12 protein-coding genes and 6 pseudogenes are annotated in these 16,213 nt (G+C 64.3%); 14 read left to right on the forward strand and 4 right to left on the reverse strand.

Annotation, left to right across the window (positions count from 1 at the left end; translation table 11 throughout):
- The 13 genes and pseudogenes from YO9_RS0110820 to YO9_RS0110875 all read left to right on the forward strand — a co-directional run.
- A partial coding sequence (locus tag YO9_RS0110820; RefSeq protein WP_016997477.1) for a DUF3180 domain-containing protein occupies nucleotides 1-421 on the forward strand: 421 nt, incomplete at its 5' end.
- Nucleotides 405-920: a PH domain-containing protein gene (locus YO9_RS0110825; RefSeq protein ID WP_016997478.1), complete on the forward strand. Its 516-nt coding sequence runs from the start codon at nucleotides 405-407 to the stop codon at nucleotides 918-920. The genes YO9_RS0110820 and YO9_RS0110825, both read left to right, overlap by 17 nt.
- The gene (locus YO9_RS0110830) at nucleotides 920-1,381 is read left to right on the forward strand and encodes a hypothetical protein (RefSeq protein WP_223286430.1); all 462 of its coding nucleotides are present in this window, start codon (nucleotides 920-922) and stop codon (nucleotides 1,379-1,381) included. Before YO9_RS0110825 ends, YO9_RS0110830 begins: the two co-directional genes overlap by 1 nt.
- Nucleotides 1,321-1,809: a PH domain-containing protein gene (locus YO9_RS20050; RefSeq protein WP_262925665.1), complete on the forward strand. Its 489-nt coding sequence runs from the start codon at nucleotides 1,321-1,323 to the stop codon at nucleotides 1,807-1,809. Before YO9_RS0110830 ends, YO9_RS20050 begins: the two co-directional genes overlap by 61 nt.
- Nucleotides 1,810-1,929: 120 nt before the next feature.
- The gene (locus YO9_RS18145; RefSeq protein WP_223286431.1) at nucleotides 1,930-2,337 is read left to right on the forward strand and encodes a PH domain-containing protein; all 408 of its coding nucleotides are present in this window, start codon (nucleotides 1,930-1,932) and stop codon (nucleotides 2,335-2,337) included.
- Nucleotides 2,338-2,360: 23 nt separating this feature from the next.
- Nucleotides 2,361-2,651 (forward strand): PH domain-containing protein, encoded by a 291-nt coding sequence (locus YO9_RS18150; RefSeq protein WP_262925666.1) that lies wholly within the window; start codon nucleotides 2,361-2,363, stop codon nucleotides 2,649-2,651.
- On the forward strand, nucleotides 2,648-3,574 hold the full coding sequence (locus YO9_RS0110845; protein ID WP_016997481.1) for a Rossmann-like and DUF2520 domain-containing protein: 927 nt from the start codon (nucleotides 2,648-2,650) through the stop codon (nucleotides 3,572-3,574). Before YO9_RS18150 ends, YO9_RS0110845 begins: the two co-directional genes overlap by 4 nt.
- Nucleotides 3,571-4,413, forward strand: a complete 843-nt coding sequence (gene panC, locus YO9_RS0110850; protein WP_016997482.1) for a pantoate--beta-alanine ligase — start codon at nucleotides 3,571-3,573, stop codon at nucleotides 4,411-4,413. Before YO9_RS0110845 ends, panC begins: the two co-directional genes overlap by 4 nt.
- 23 nt (nucleotides 4,414-4,436) lie before the next feature.
- Nucleotides 4,437-5,958, forward strand: a pseudogene (gene lysS, locus YO9_RS0110855) (lysine--tRNA ligase).
- 59 nt (nucleotides 5,959-6,017) lie between these two features.
- Nucleotides 6,018-6,281 (forward strand): hypothetical protein, encoded by a 264-nt coding sequence (locus YO9_RS0110860; RefSeq protein ID WP_016997484.1) that lies wholly within the window; start codon nucleotides 6,018-6,020, stop codon nucleotides 6,279-6,281.
- Nucleotides 6,282-6,541: 260 nt separating this feature from the next.
- Nucleotides 6,542-6,872, forward strand: a pseudogene (locus tag YO9_RS0110865) (histone-like nucleoid-structuring protein Lsr2).
- Between the two features lie 247 nt (nucleotides 6,873-7,119).
- Nucleotides 7,120-9,734 (forward strand): annotated as a pseudogene (locus tag YO9_RS0110870) (ATP-dependent Clp protease ATP-binding subunit).
- A 113-nt stretch (nucleotides 9,735-9,847) separates the two neighbouring features.
- A pseudogene (locus tag YO9_RS0110875) lies at nucleotides 9,848-10,365 on the forward strand (amino-acid N-acetyltransferase).
- A gap of 161 nt (nucleotides 10,366-10,526) precedes the next feature.
- On the opposite strand, the pseudogene YO9_RS0110885 reads toward YO9_RS0110875, so the two are convergent.
- Nucleotides 10,527-11,509, reverse strand: a pseudogene (locus YO9_RS0110885) (HhH-GPD family protein).
- Between the two features lie 25 nt (nucleotides 11,510-11,534).
- Here YO9_RS0110885 and YO9_RS0110890 point away from each other — a divergent pair.
- Nucleotides 11,535-12,266, forward strand: a complete 732-nt coding sequence (locus YO9_RS0110890; protein ID WP_016997490.1) for a hypothetical protein — start codon at nucleotides 11,535-11,537, stop codon at nucleotides 12,264-12,266.
- Nucleotides 12,267-12,364: 98 nt separating this feature from the next.
- On the opposite strand, the pseudogene disA reads toward YO9_RS0110890, so the two are convergent.
- The 3 genes and pseudogenes from disA to YO9_RS0110905 form a co-directional block, all read right to left on the reverse strand.
- Nucleotides 12,365-13,440, reverse strand: a pseudogene (gene disA, locus YO9_RS0110895) (DNA integrity scanning diadenylate cyclase DisA).
- Between the two features lie 76 nt (nucleotides 13,441-13,516).
- The gene (gene radA, locus YO9_RS0110900; protein ID WP_016997491.1) at nucleotides 13,517-14,908 is read right to left on the reverse strand and encodes a DNA repair protein RadA; all 1,392 of its coding nucleotides are present in this window, start codon (nucleotides 14,906-14,908) and stop codon (nucleotides 13,517-13,519) included.
- A 45-nt stretch (nucleotides 14,909-14,953) separates the two neighbouring features.
- Complete coding sequence (locus YO9_RS0110905; protein ID WP_031273125.1) at nucleotides 14,954-16,111, reverse strand: FUSC family protein; 1,158 nt, start codon at nucleotides 16,109-16,111, stop codon at nucleotides 14,954-14,956.
- Between the last annotated feature and the right edge of the window lie 102 nt (nucleotides 16,112-16,213).

Here is a 16,213-nt window from a genome sequence, read left to right on the forward strand (position 1 = left end):
TGCCGCGGCCGCCGTGTTGCTCTATCTCGGCCTGCGATTGCGTGCGTACCGCGACCCGGAAGGGAGGGGCGGCCGGCGTCGTCGGGCCCCGGCCGACCGCAAGCCGTACGACCCCGTGTGGGGCGTGGGCACCGCGGCGGCGGCCCAGGCCGTGGCGTACTACGGCGCCTTGACCGCGGGCTGGCACGCCGGGCTGGGCGTGGACCAGGTCATGCTGCTCGGGGTGCGCACCACCCAGGAGCCGCTGTGGTTGTGCGTGGCCCAGATCGTGGCCGGAGTGATCCTCATGGTGATCGGCTGGATCGTCGAGAATTGGTGCAAGCTGCCGCCGGAGGACCCTGACGCAGAGAAGGACACCCCGTACGGTGGACGTCAAGACCCTTACGCCACCGGAGAGGGAGGCTATGCCCGACACCAATGAACTGAGTCCTCAGGGATTGCAGTGGAAACGTGTGTCACCGGACTACATCAAGGTGCGGCTCATTTCCGGCACCATCAGCACCGTGATCTGGACCGTGATCTTCGGCATTCCGCTGATTCTCGGTTTGCTGGGGATTTGGGGTGACTCGCCGGCGTTGTGGATGTGGTTCCCGCCCGCCGTGGTGCTGGTGTGGGGCCTGATCGACCTGTGCCTGATTCCCCGCCGCGTGCGCGCCATTGGTTACGCGGAGGAGGCGACCGAACTGTGGCTGCGCAAGGGCATCATTTTCCGTAGCGTCACGGTGGTTCCCTACGGTCGCATGCAGTACGTGGATATTAAGACCGGCCCGCTGCTCAACGCGTTCGGCCTGGCCAACCTGACCCTTCACACGGCGGCGGCGAACACGGACGCGGACCTCCCGGGCCTGCCCCGGGCGGAGGCCGACCGGTTGCGTGAGGAACTCACGCGCCGGGGAGAAGAGCTCATGGTGGGGCTGTGATGAGTGCCCCCGGCATGGACGGACAGACATCAGCCGCCCAGAATCTCGACACCAACCCGCAGCCTGCCGCCGAAGGCGAATGGCACCGGGTGCACCCGCTTACCCCCTATGTACGCAGCTGGCTACTCATCGTGGCGCTGGTGTGGGGCGTGGGGAACGTGTTCCTGGACGACGTGCTGGCCGCGATTGTCTACGGCGATCCGCTGGACGTGGATTTTGCCGGCACGGTTCAGCTCGTCGGTCTCGGCCTGGTCGCCGCGGTGTTGTGCGGCGTGGTCGGTCTGGTCATCGGCCTGGGCGTGCTCTCGTGGTGGTTCACCCGCTACCAGATCACCCCGGACACGTGCGCTTCCGTAACGGCGCCATCTTCCGCACGCAGCGCCAGGCTCGGTTGGATCGGGTGCAGGGCATCGACATCGAACGGAAGTTCCTGCCCCGCATCTTCGGCCTGGCCTCCCTGAAATTCGACGTGGCCGACGGTGGCAGCAGCGCCCTCGAGTTGTCGTACCTGCGCCGCGACAAGGCCCGGGAACTGCGGCACCAATTGCTCGGTGCGGTTCGGGAGGCTTCGCGCTCAGCGCGACAGCGCAGGATGACGCCAGGGGCGATGCTCGAGACGTTCACGGGCACGACGACGCCGCCGACTCGCCGTCCGCGGCCACCGCACCGGTGGCCGCGGGTCACCGGCCGGCACCGTGGGACCACTCTCCGCAGGCCCAGGAACAGCGGGCGTTACTCGCCCGGCACGGTTCGCGCTCCGGACTCACAGCAGACGAGGAACGTTCCCGCGAAATTCGAGCGGCCCAGCGGCTGGGTCTGCTCACGGACCAGGACGATCAGGATCAACAGCGCCGCGTGTTCACGGTTCCGACCAGTCGGGTGCTGCTGAGTCTGCTGCTCTCGTGGAGCACGATTTCAGCTGTGTTCTTCGCGATCGTCGCCGTGGTCGTGTGGCGCTGGAACCAGAAGCGCTGCGGGTCCTGATCCCCAGTTACCTGCCGTGGTGATCATGATCGTCTCCGGTCTCTACAACCGGTTGGAAAGCAGTTGGGGATTCACCCTGAGCCAGGTGCACGTGGGCGTGCGGGTCCGCTCCGGGCTGCTCAACGAGCGCTCCTCGACCATTCCGGTGGGCCGGGTGCAGGCTCTGCAGGTCTCCAAGCCCATGCTCTGGCGGGTCTTCGACGGCCACCGGGTCAAGGTCAGCACCGCGGGCAAGGGCGGGATCGACGACATGGAAGGCCTGCGCTCACTCGTGCTTCCCGTCGGATCGCCCGAGAACGTTGCGGAGATCCTGGAGCTGGTGTTGCCCCTCGCGGAACCGCCCACGGAACTGGTGCGCGACGGACTCAACGGGATCGACGGAGACCAGGAGTACACGATCAGCCCCGCCGGGCTCGCTGGGTGGACCCGTTGACGTGGCGGCGCACGGGATTCGCGATGGATGATGCCGTCCTGGCCATGCGCTGGGGGCGTCTCAACCGCAACGTCAGCGTGATTCCGCACCACAAGACGCAGTCACTCGGCCTGCAGCAGGGACCCATCGACCGTCGCATGAGGTTGGCGAGCATCCACGCACACATGATTGCCGGACCCGTCACCACCACGATCTACCACCTGGACGTCCAGCAGTCCAAGGAGCTCTTGGCCCGGCAGACGGACCTGGCTCGGTTGGCCAGGGACCGAGCGAATCACCACGAACTACACCGCTCGCGCGAGGAGATCCAGTGAACGAGCCACAACAGCGCCCGGGACGCCTGGGCGTGGGAATCATCAGCGCCGGAAAGGTGGGCTCCGTGCTGGGCGCGGCCCTACGCGCTGCCGGCCACGCCGTGGTGGGTGTCTATGCCCACTCCGAGGCCAGCCGGGACCGCGCGGACGCTCTGCTTCCGGACGTTCCCGTGCTGGACGTGCCCACCATCGTGGAACGCAGCGAACTGGTGCTGCTGGCCGTGCCGGACGATCAACTGCCGGGCTTGGTCGAAGGGCTCGGCAAGCTGGGCGCTTGGCAACCGGGTCAGCTGGTCGTCCACACCGCGGGACGCTTCGGAACGGACGTGCTGGAACCGGTGCGAGCGGCCGGGGGCATCGGTCTGGCCATTCACCCCTCCATGACGTTCACGGGCCTCAGCCTGGACTTGCAACGGCTCACCGACTGCAGCTTCGGCGTGACCGCCGCGGCTCCTGTCCTGCCCATTGCCCAGGCACTCGTGGTGGAAATGGGAGCGGAGCCCGTGGTGATCGCCGAGGCCGATCGTCCGCTCTACCACTCCGCACTCGCTCACGGGTCCAATCACGTAATGACGCTGATGGGGCAGTCCATGCAGCTGCTGCATAAGATCGGTGTCGAACATCCCGACCGCATGCTGGGTCCTCTGGTGCGTGCCACGGTGGACAACGCCCTGGCCTCCGGGGAGAACGCACTGACCGGCCCGGTGGCGCGCGGTGACGTGAGCACGGTGGCCGCCCACGTGGCCGCCCTGACGGAACTTGCGGGACCGGACGCCGCGGCGTCGTCGGCGGGCCATGACCTGCTCGAGGGCTATCGTGCCCTCGGGAAGCTCACGGCCCAGCGCGCCGAGGCATCCGGTCGGATCGACGAGACGACATATCGCGCGGTGCTGGCCGCGCTCGAGGGGAAGGACCTTCAGTGACTCAACCCGTGGTGTGCACCACCGTTGGCGAGATGCGAGAAGCACTCGAATCGCGCGTGGCGCAGGGCGTCACCAGCGTGGGTTTGTTCCCGACCATGGGAGCGTTGCACGACGGTCATCTCCGGATCGCGCAGACCGCGCGCCAGGAAAATCAACTGGTTGTGGTTTCCGTATTCGTGAACCCGCTCCAGTTCGGGCCCAACGAGGACTTCGACAGCTACCCGCGCCAGCTCGGGCAGGATGTCGCCGCTCTCGCCGAGACCGGGGTGGACCTGGTGTTCGCACCGAGCACCGAGGAAATGTACCCGGGTGGCGTTCCCGTGGTCTCGGTGACCTCCGGCCAGGCTGGTTCCGTCCTGGAAGGCGCCACCCGTCCAGGCCATTTCGACGGCGCGCTCACCGTGGTCAACAAACTCTTCACCATCCTTCAGCCCGGCCCCGGTGTCGAGTTCCGCGCGTACTTCGGTGAGAAGGACGCCCAACAATTGCTACTCATGCAAAGAATGGTGCGTGATTTCAATCACCGCGTAGAAATTCGGCCGGTGCCCATCGTGCGCTCGGACGCGGGCCTCGCGCTGTCCTCCCGTAACCAGTACTTGAGCACCGACGACGCCGCTCACGGCCTTGTCCTCAACCGCACCTTGCACTCGCTGGCGGCGGGCGAAGTCACCCTGAACCAGGCCCGCGAGCGAATCGACGCGGAGCCCGGGGTAAAACTGGATTACCTGGTGACGGTGGACCCGGATACGCTCGCGGAGGTCCCACCGCGAGCCGGGGCGCTGGCGCTGACCGCCGCATGGGTGGGCCCCACCCGCCTGATCGACAACATGAAGATTTGATCTGACCGCTATCCTGGAGAATTGTGACCGAGCAGCGAGAAAACACCACAGCAGCAGATTCCACCCCGGAGCTTTCCGAGCACGAATTGAACGACCAAATGGCGTTCCGTGCCGCCAAGCGAAAGGCCATCGAGGAATCGGGTGTTTCCCCCTACCCGGTGGGAGTGGGCCGCACCCATTCCCTGGCTGAGGTGCGCGCAGGCTACGAGCACCTCGAGGCCGGCGAGGAAACCGAGGACGTGGTCACGGTAGCCGGGCGTGTGATCCACGTGCGTAATACCGGCAAGCTGTGCTTCGGCACCTTGCAAGAGGGCGGCGGCACCCGGCTGCAGGTCATGATCTCCAAGGCCAACGTGGGCGAGGACGCCTGGCGGCCTGGAAGGCCAGGTGGACCTGGGAGACTTCGTGGCCGTGACCGGTCGCGTGATCAGCTCCAGGCGCGGTGAACTGTCCGTCATGGCCGATTCTTGGCGCATGGCCTCCAAGGCACTGCGCCCGCTGCCCACCCTGCACAAGGAACTCAACGAAGAGACCCGCGTGCGTCAGCGTTACCTGGACCTGATCGTGCGCCCGCAGGCTCGTGACGTGGTGCTGACACGCTCCCTGATCACGCGCACCGTGCGTCGTGTTCTGGAGGAGCGCGGGTACATCGAAATCGAAACCCCCATGCTGCAGCTCATTCATGGTGGGGCCGCCGCGCGACCTTTCGAAACGCATCTCAACGCGTTCGATCAGGACATGACGCTGCGCATTGCCACCGAGCTGTATTTGAAGCGCGCCGTAGTGGGCGGTATTGAAAAGGTCTTCGAGCTCGGACGGGTATTCCGTAATGAAGGCGTGGATTCAACCCACAGCCCGGAGTTCACCACCCTGGAAGCCTACGAAGCCTACGCGGATCAATTCGTGATGGCCGACCGGATCAAAGAAATCATTCAGGCCTGCGCCTCTGCATTGGGTGTTGACGGTATTGATACTGATCAGGGCCGTATTGAGCTCTTCGGTGAGTGGGAGTGGGTTTCCGTCTACCCCGCACTATCGGAAGCAGTTGGGCAGGAAATCTCCCCGGATACTCCCGCAGAAACCCTCCGTGAGATCGCCCAGCAGCGTGAGATCTCGGTTGATTCGGCGTGGGATGCGGAAAAGCTTGTGGTCGAGCTGTTCGGGGAAATTGTCGAACCGAACTTGATCCAGCCCACATTTGTTTATGATTACCCGCCCTCGGCCCAGCCGTTGGCTCGTCAGCACCGGGAGAAGCCCGGACTCATTGAAGCCTGGGACCTGATCATCGGTGGTATGGAACGCGGTACCGCATTCTCCGAATTGATCGACCCCGTGATCCAGCGCGAGCGTCTCACGGAGCAGTCCTCCAAGTCTGCCGCCGGCGACGAGGAGGCCATGCAGTTGGATGACGACTTCCTGCGGGCCCTGGAGTACGGCGCGCCGCCCATGGGTGGACTCGGACTGGGCCTGGACCGCTTGATCATGCTGTTCACCAATCTGGGGATCAGGGAGACCATCCTGTTCCCGCTCATGAAGCCCGAATGAGCGCGTACCAGCAGGTAAGTGCCAGTGACCGTTCAGGGCAGTAGGGGACAATAACCGCCATGGAGTATCTTTCCGTTTTCTTGCCCTCTCTCGGTGTGGGCCTCATTTTCTACTTGGTCATGCGCTGGCTTTTCCGCGGTGACAGGGCAGAACGTTCCGCACAGGCAAATGTGGAACAGGACGCCGAGCGTTGGTATGAAGATCTCAAGGAGCGCGAGGGTGATCAGGTTCCCTTTGGCTACCAAGAAGTAAGCTCTAAGAAGAAACGCGGATTAGAGCTCAAGAACTCCATTCCGATCAGGGATACCCCGCAGGATAAATAACACCGCACGTTTATCTCATCGTGACATTAGAGAATAATCATGTCATGATAGGAGCGCGTGAAACACTCGTGTTCTTGTCTGCTTATCATCGTGTGATCTGATCAATATTCAGATCGTCGCACGTGAATAGGGACTATTCGGGGGACAGGTTCACGCGTATTGACACGATGTGTGTCTATCCGCCCGGAGAGCACGCATGACACCCAATGTCTCACTAATTTTTGACATGACCCCTTGACGGGTGATGAGGAGGATCCGACATGGCACAGACAGTCAAGATCATTCTTGAAGATGACATCGATGGCGGTTCCGCAGATGAGACCATTCGCTTTGGTCTCGACGGCGGACAGTACGAGATCGATTTGAATTCCGCTAACGCCACCAAGCTGCGCGAAGCATTGCGTCCTTACGTTTCCAAGGCCCGCCGCGCCTCGGCCAAGACCAACCGCGGTGCCACCACGCGCCCCACCCGTTCGCAACCCCGAGACCCCCAAGATTCGCGCGTGGGCCAAGGAACAGGGATTCCAGGTGTCCGATCGTGGACGTATCCACCAGGACATCCAGGACAAGTACTACGACGCTCACAAGTAAGCAGGGATCTGATCCGCTGAGGGGAGAGTACGACTCGGCGCAGATCTGATGCCTGATTCGGGAATGGCGTTTCCCAGCGGGCAGCCTCACGGCCGGAGTGCACCATCAGGTGCGCTCCGGCCGTTGCCGTTGCCGGGCACAACAGGGTTTAGCTCTGGGCTATACATCGTGCGCCAGCGGCGAACAGTGCCCAGAAACGGCCGTGAGGTGCCTAGCATCGTTGGCAGAGATCAATGAAGGAGTATCCATGTTCGAACGCTTCACCGACCGCGCCCGCCGGGTCGTGGTGCTGGCCCAGGAAGAGGCCAGGATGCTCAACCACAACTACATCGGTACCGAGCACCTGCTGCTCGGTTTGATTCACGAGGGCGAAGGCGTAGCAGCCAAGGCCCTCGACTCGATGGGCATCACCCTGAGCTCGGCGCGCGAACAAGTACAAGACATCATCGGACCGGGACAGCAGGCACCCTCCGGTCACATTCCCTTCACACCCCGTGCCAAGAAGGTGTTGGAGCACTCACTGCGCGAAGCATTGCAGCTGGGTCACAACTACATCGGCACCGAACACATCCTGCTGGGCATCATTCGTGCCGGCGAGGGTGTGGCATCCCAGGTTCTGATCAAGCTGGGTGCTGACCCCGCCAAGGTGCGGGCAACGGTGCTCGAGCTGATTTCGGGCTACCAGTCCGGCAACTCCGGTGGCGAGAAAGAAGCCGCCGGTGTCGGCACCGGTGGCCGCGCTGAGGGCACCCCTGCGGGTTCCGCGGTGTTGGACCAGTTCGGTCGCAACCTGACCGCAGCCGCACGCGAGTCCAAGCTTGACCCGGTCATCGGCCGGTACAAGGAAATGGAACGCGTGATGCAGGTGCTTTCACGCCGCACCAAGAACAACCCCGTGCTGATCGGTGAACCCGGTGTCGGTAAGACCGCAGTGGTCGAGGGCTTGGCCCAGGCGATCGTGCGCGGAGACGTGCCCGAGACGCTCAAGGACAAGCACCTCTACACCTTGGACCTCGGTTCGCTGGTGGCCGGTTCGCGCTACCGCGGTGACTTCGAAGAGCGCCTCAAGAAGGTGCTCAAGGAGATCCGTACGCGCGGTGACATCATCCTGTTCATTGACGAGATCCACACTCTGGTGGGTGCGGGTGCCGCCGAGGGCGCTATCGATGCTGCCTCGATCCTCAAGCCCATGCTGGCTCGCGGTGAGCTCCAGACCATTGGTGCCACCACGCTGGACGAGTACCGCAAACACATCGAGAAGGACGCCGCCCTGGAGCGTCGTTTCCAGCCCATCCAGGTGGATGAGCCTTCCGAGGCGCACGCCGTGGAGATCCTCAAGGGTCTGCGCGACAAGTACGAGGCACACCACCGCGTGTCCATCACGGACGAGGCGCTGGAAGCCGCCGTGCACATGTCCGCTCGCTACGTGTCCGACCGGTTCCTCCCGGACAAGGCCATCGACCTGATCGACGAGGCCGGTGCCCGCCTGCGCATCAAGCGCATGACGCTCCGCCGGAGATCAAGGCCCTGGACGAGAAGATCGCGGACACCAAGCGCGCCAAGGAAGCCGCCATCGACGGCCAGGAGTACGAGAAGGCCGCCTCGCTGCGCGATGACGAGCAGAAGCTCATCAACGAGCGCGAGGAGAAGGACAAGGCCTGGCGCGACGGCGACGACCAGATCTCCGAGGTCACCCCCGAGGTCATCTCGGACGTCCTGTCCGCGTCCACAGGTGTGCCCGTGTACAAGCTTTCGGAAGAAGAGTCCGGTCGCTTGCTGCACATGGAGGACGAGCTGCACAAGCGCGTCATCGGTCAGAACGAGGCCATCAAGGCGCTGTCCCGCTCGATCCGCCGTACCCGTGCGGGTCTGAAGGATCCGCGCCGTCCGGGTGGCTCGTTCATCTTCGCCGGTCCCACCGGTGTCGGTAAGACCGAGCTGGCCAAGGCACTCGCGGAGTTCCTGTTCGGTGATGAGAACGCCCTGATCACCCTGGACATGTCCGAGTACCAGGAGAAGCACACGGTCTCGCGACTGTTCGGTGCCCCTCCGGGTTACGTGGGCTACGAAGAGGGCGGACAGCTCACCGAGAAGGTGCGCCGCAAGCCGTTCTCCGTGGTGCTCTTCGACGAGGTCGAGAAGGCACACCAGGACTTGTTCAACTCGCTGCTGCAGATCCTCGAGGACGGTCGCCTGACCGACTCGCAGGGCCGCGTGGTGGACTTCAAGAACACGGTGATCATCATGACCACCAACCTGGGTACCAAGGACATCTCGCGCACCGTGCCCGTTGGCTTCCAGGCCACCGGGGATGTGTCGACCTCCTACGACCGGATGCAGGCCAAGGTTCAGGAGGAGCTCAAGGAGCACTTCCGTCCCGAGTTCCTCAACCGCGTCGACGAGACCATCGTGTTCCCGCAGCTGAGCCAGACCGAGATCCTCAAGATCGTGGATCTGTTCGTGGCGCGCTTGCAGCAGCGTCTGCGCGAGCAGGACATGTCCATCTCGCTCACGGATGCCGCCAAGGTGCTCATGTCGGAGAAGGGCTACGACCCGGCCATGGGCGCTCGTCCGTTGCGCCGTGCGGTGCAGCGTGAGATCGAGGACCAGCTGTCCGAGAAGATCCTGTTCGGTGAGATCTCCTCCGGTGAGAAGATCACCGTGGATGTCGAGGGTGAAGGTGACGAGCGTACGTTCACGTTCTCATCCACCCCCATGTCCGAGCTCTCGGACGAGGAACTGGACGAGATCCACAACACGCCGTCATTGACAGACAACGACGACAGCGAGTCCGGTAGGGACGTACCCCGCTCACCCAACACGGGTGGCTTCGGGGACGGCCCCGCCCAGGCCCAGGCCTAGGCGAACCGACCTCAGCAACGTCGCGAGCGGCGTCGGAATCCTTACGGGGATTGCCGACGCCGCTCGCGGCGTTTAACCCGCGTCTCGCCAAGGCCGCGGCGTACAGTTTTGGCATGGAGAAGATCAGTATTCGCCCGGCGAAGACCTCGGACGTCCAGGGCATCAAGGCCCTGGTGGCGCCCATGGCCCAGGAGAACATCCTGATCACCAAGACACGGTGACCTATTACGAGAACATCCAGGAGTTCGTGGTCGCTGAGAACGAGAGCGGCGAGCTGGTGGGCTGCGGTGCGCTGCACGTGATGTGGGAGGACCTCGCGGAGGTGCGTACGCTGGCCACCTCGGTCAAGGCTCGCGGACAGGGCGTGGGTCGGCGGATGCTCGAGGTCTTGATCGACCGTGCGGCCGAACTCGGCGTGAGCCGGGTGTTCTGCTTGACGTTCGAGGTCGAGTTCTTCTCCGCCCACGGGTTCGAGGTCATGGAGAACCAGGAAAGCATTGACCCGAACGTCTTTGCCGAGCTGCTGCGCTCGCACGACGAAGGCGTGGCGGAGTTCCTGGACCTGGCGCGCGTGAAGCCCAACACCCTGGGGAACACCCGCATGATTCGCCAACTGCACGTGTCGTTCTGACTCTTGGACGCCTCGGAAATCCCGGCGCTATCGGCATTTTCGGAGGTCTCAGCCGGACAGGACGCTCCGGAAGTCCTGGCGCTATCGGCGGTCGCGGCCGGTCAGCACGTCCCGGACACCAAGGATGCCGGAGCCGTCCGGAGCGATTGAACAAGACCGATTCAGCTCGGCAGGCTGGCTTCGTCTCCGTGGCGAGCCGCCAGACCGTCCCTGATCAGCCCGTTGAGGGCCCGCTCGCGCTGTTCCGGCGGGGCCGGTAATGACCACAGCTTCTCGAGCATTTCCGCCGTCTCCTGCCCGGGATTCTCGATCCGGGCGGCCAACTGCTCCGCACCCGCACGATCCGTGAGCAACAGGGGCACCGGCACCGGCGCCGAGCTGTGGCGCAGCACCGCCATGATGGCCCCGCGAACCTGTCGGTCGGTGCCGTGCCAGGACTGGCCCTTGGGAACGTAGTCCGGCTCCGGTCGGCCAGCCGCGATCCACGCGCACTGATCGAACACCGGGCATTCTTCGCACTTGGGGGAGCGGGCCGTGCACACCAGGGCACCGAGTTCCATGACGGCCTGGTTCCACTTGACCGACTCCTCGACGTCCTCCGGCATGAGCCGATCCGCGAGCCGGGACTCCGCCGCGGTGAGCGATTTGGACGGCAGCGCCTTGCCGCTGAACAGACGGGCGTGCACCCGTCGGATGTTGGTGTCCACCACCGTGTAACGCTGACCGAACGCGAACACCGCCACGGCCGCCGCGGTGTAGGAACCGATGCCGGGCAGGTCCAGTAGTTCGGAGTGATTCGCGGGAACCTGGTTGCCGTGCTGTTCGGCGATCTCCGTGGCCGCGGCATGCAGGCGGAGAGCGCGGCGGGGATATCCGAGACGACCCCACGCCCGCACCACATCCGCGGGGCTCGCGGCCGCCAAGTCGGCCGGTGTGGGCCATCGATCCAGCACTCGCGCCAGATGGGCAGCACCCGGACCACGGGCGTCTGCTGGAGCATGATTTCGCTCACCAACACACCCCAGGGTGAGCACGCGGGTTCGCGCCACGGGAGGTCCCTGCCGGCGCGTGAGAACCACTGGATGACGGCTTGGTGAATGCCGTGAAGTTGGTCCGGTGCGCAGGGTGTGGAGCTCGAGTTCATAAGTCCCCACGGTAGCCTGGAGGTCATGGCAACCAACGGTTCTGAGCAGCGTGATTCCAGCAACCCCCGCGCGTCCCACGGAGATTCCGGCGACCGGTTGCCTCCTTCGGTCTACCGCCGACGCCGCTTGATCGCCTTGGTCGTCCTGCTCGTGTTGGTCATTGCCCTGATCTGGGGCATTTCCTCCGTGGTCTCCGCTCTGACCGGATCTTCGGAAGAGCCCGAGCAGCCGCCCACGCAGACCGAAGTCGCGGCAGAACCCACCCCGGAGGCAACGGTGGATCCGAACAATAAGTTCGCGGACTTCACCCCTCGCCCGACCCCCAGCGGTGACAAGCAGAGCGAGGACGCCTCGGCCAGTCCCGCAGCCGTGGAGGAGTGCGGGGCCAACCTGAGCCTTACTGCCTCCACGGACAAGCAGACCTACCCGGCGGATCAGGAGCCGGTACTGGTCATGACCATGGAGAACACCGGGGAGGCGCCGTGCCGGGTCAACGCCGGAACGAACGCCATGAATTACGTGGTCACCTCAGGCTCGGATGTCATCTTCGACTCCCGCCACTGCGCTGCCGACGGAGAGGACCGCAACGTCACGTTGGAGCCGGGCAAGAAGGAAGACGCCCGACTGACCTGGAACCGCACGCGCACCGCAGAGGGCTGCCCCGCAGATCAGGCGAAGGCGATGGCCGGTTACTACAACCTGACCGTGGGACTGGGCGAGCAAACCAGCTCGAACGCCACATTCGTCCTGGAGTAAACCGCCTCAGAAGGGCTGTTCAGGGCAGACTTTTCGGGAGGCTGTCTCCAGGTCTGCGGGAGGCTCGCGCGTTCAGCACCGGGCGACGGACCCGCCGCTCACATGAAGCGTTCGAGCAGGCTCGTCTCCGCCATGCGGGACAGCGATTCGCGCACGTTGCGGGCGCGCTGCTCACCAATGCCCTCCACGGACATGAGGTCTTCGAGGTTGGCGGCCATGAGGGCCTGCAACCCGTCGAACTGACCGACCAGGCGTTTGGCCACCACACGGGGCATGGATTTGATGCCTTCGAGAAGGCGGTAGCCGTGCGGGTGAAGGTCCGCTTCCAGGTTGCCCTGGGGAGTGATCAGTGCCGCGGCCACGGCAACCTTCTGGAGGTCGATCAGGTCCGCAGGGGACAGCTGGGCCAGCTGCTCCATGGCGGAGGAGAAGACCTCTGCGGGGATGTCCTCCGGCAAGTAATCGCGCAGCACCACGTCCGGACCGGGGCCGTTGCCCGCGGTGAGTTCTTCCAGCTGCAGTGAGATGAGCCGGCCGTCCTCGCCGAGTTCGAGCACGTACCAGCTGATTTCCTCGGAGATCCTGCGCACCATTTCCATGCGCTGCAGGGTGAGAGCCACATCCCGGGCCGTCACGGCGGCTTCGATCTCGAGGGCGGAGAGGCTACCCAGCACCTGTTCCAGGCGGTTGCTGTAGTGCTCCAGGTTTGTAGAGCCTGATTCGCGCGGGCCATGATCGCTTGCGAACCCTCGATGGCGTAGCGGTCATTGCCCACGTAAATGGTGATGACGCTCATTGACTGGCTCACGGAGACCACCGGAACATTGGTCTGTTTGGCGGTGCGCTCGGCGGAGCGGTGACGGGTACCGGATTCCTGGGTCTCGATGTGAGCGTCCGGCATGAGCTGCACACCGGCTTTCAGAATGCGGGTGGCATCTCGGTCGCACACGATGGCGCCGTCCATCTTGGCCAGTTCGCGCAGCTTGGTGGGGGTGAATTCGGTGTCGATGTCGAAACCGCCCGAGCACACGGCCTCCACGGACTTGTCGAAGCCCAGCACTATCAACCCGCCGGTCCGACCCCGCAGAATGCGTTCGAGTCCCGTGCGCAACTGGGTTCCGGGTGCCAAGCGGGCCAGGGTTCTACGAAGGGCCGTTTCCTGAGCTTTCACCACGTGATCATCCTACGTGCTATCTGCATGGACCTGGTGCCCAGCCGGGGCTGTTATCCGCACCGTTCAGCAGGGTTGGTCAGCGCTCCCGCGGAGGAAAGAGCAGCTCGATGGCCTGGCTGACCGTGGTGACTTCGCGAACGGAGAATCCCTGGGGAATCTTGCCCGGGCCACTGGGGGAAGCGGGCACCACGGCGTGCGTGAAGCCCAACCGTGCCACCTCCTGGATCCGGCGATTGATGTCCGGCACCGGGCGGACTTCACCTGCCAAACCGATTTCCCCGAAACACACCAAGCGCTGGGGGAGCGGGCGGTCCTGTGCGGCCGAGGCCAGGGCCATACACACCGCCAGGTCGGTGGCCGGTTCGGTGAGCCGCACACCGCCCACGGTAGAGACGTAGCAGTCGAGACTGGCCAGGCCCACCCCTGCCCGGCGCTGCAGGACCGCCAGCAGCATGGCCACGCGTGAACTGTCCAGGCCGGAGGTGGCCCGGCGGGGTTGTGCGGTGCTGGATTTATCCAACAACGCTTGCACCTCGGCCAGCAGGGGCCTGCGACCCTCCACCGTGACGCTCAAACACGTACCGGCCACGGGCAGGGGCGTGCGGGACACGAACAGGCCCGAGGGGTCCGCGACCGATTCGATCCCGGTCTCGCCCAGGTCGAAACAACCGACCTCGTCCGTGGGACCGAAACGGTTCTTGATGGCGCGCAGCAGTCGAATCCTGGAGTGCTTGTCACCCTCGAACTGGCAGACCACGTCCACCAGGTGTTCGAGTAACCGGGGCCCGGCAATGGAGCCTTCCTTGGTGACGTGCCCGACCAGGAGCGTGGTCATGTTCTTGGTCTTGGCCGCGTGAATCAGGCTCGCGGCAACCTCCCGAACCTGGCTGACGCCGCCGGCGGAACCGTCAACCTCGGAACTGGCCAGAGTCTGGACAGAATCCACGATGAGCAGTTGGGGTTTCACCGCCTCCACATGGGCCAGAGCGGTGGAAAGGTCTGTTTCCGCGGTGAGGTAGAGCTTGTCCGCGACCGCACCAATGCGTTCGGCGCGCAGTTTGACCTGCGCGGCGGACTCCTCGCCGGTCACGTACAAAACGTCGCGGGGAGTCTGGCCCCCGGCGACCTTGGCGGCTGCGTCCAGCAGCAGCGTGGACTTACCCACTCCCGGCTCACCCGCGAGGAGGATCACAGCACCGGGAACCAGCCCACCACCGAGTACACGGTCCAGCTCAGGAACGTGCGTGGGCGTGAATTTGGCAATGGACGAGTCCACCTGACCAATGGGCTTGGCAGGTTGCGCCACCGAACGGGCGGCCTGGGTGCGGCCGTGTTCCTGCGCACCACCGGCTTCCTCCACGGTGCCCCAGGACTGACATTCGCCGCACCGACCGACCCATTTGGCCGTGGTCCAGCCGCATTCGGTGCAGCGGTAGGACACTGAGGGTTTGCGGGTCTTGGTGCTCATGCGTTCACAGTATCCAGCCAGTCAGACACGCATAACCGCGCGGAATCAGTCCGCTTGCAGCGGGGGCAGGTGACTGATGGCCACCTGGTGACTGATGCCGGTGGCTTCGATCAGATCGACCACCATGGGCCGGATCATCAGCACGAGCGCCTCACCCTCCATGGTGCGTACACCCATGTCGTGTGGTTCCAGGCGGGCCGCCACGGAGAACAGTTCGTTGCGGGCCTGACGAAGATAGCTCTCTCGCGATTGCGGCTGGCTCACGGCCAGCGCGTTACCCAGGCTCAGCACGGCGTCGGACAGATCGGCGAGCACCTCGGAAAGGGACGTGACGGCGTCGTCGGCGAGGGAGACGTGATCGAGCACGGACGCGAGTCTGCGAGCGAGAACGCGGGAATTTCGCACGGCCAGGTCCAGATAGTGGATGCAATGGTCCAGGTTGTCGATTTCTTCCCGGTGTCTTCGATGGATGGGTGAGGCGTAGGAGATCTCCTTGGACGTCTTCAATCCCGTGCGGACCGAGTCGACCAGAGGTTGGGTCTGACGGCCGCGCACCAGGGCGTGCCATGCCAGACGGGAATCGTAATCGGAGACGGCGCGGGAGGACTCGGCCAGCAGCTCGGAGTACTCCCTGATCAGCTTGCGAACGTCCCCGCGGGGCTCGCGGCGGGGGTCTTCCGGAATGAAGTAGGCCAGCAGCAGCGCGCACAGACAACCGACCACGGCGTCCAACGAGCGGGCGAACACCCCGTCCTGGGACGGGGGTAGCAGCACCACGAGTACCGACTGCAAACCCATCTGGGTGGTGAAGATGGCTCCGTTGTCCAGGAATCGGGCGAGCATGAGCGAAACCAGCAGCACAATCGCCGCTTGCCATTCACCATGGCCCAACGCGTGCATGAGTAGATCGCCCACCACGATGCCCAGGGTGCAACCGATCGCGACCTCAAGCACTCGCCGGTAACGCAACCCGCCCTTGGCATAACCCAGCGAGACCAGAGCAGCGGTTGCCGCGAAAATGGGGCCGTGGTGGCCGAGCAATCGCTCCGCGATGACGTAGGCACCCACGGCGGCCACGGTCATCTGAACCGCTTGGAAGAGCCCGCGGAGCATCCGGTTCCAACCAGTCTTGGAACGTTTGCTCACCGCAGAGGGAACATGAGCAAGCCGGGACCTGTGCTGTTTCGCCTCGCTCGATGACATGACCCCATCTTAGGCAGCGGTGGCGCGAAACCGGCGGCGGGTCGAAGGCCCGGGGCAGGGGGTCCTTTTCGGGAGTGTGCATTAACTCACATTCGCTCGCGT

The organism is Kocuria atrinae C3-8, from assembly GCF_000286355.1.
GTDB lineage: Bacteria > Actinomycetota > Actinomycetes > Actinomycetales > Micrococcaceae > Kocuria > Kocuria atrinae_A.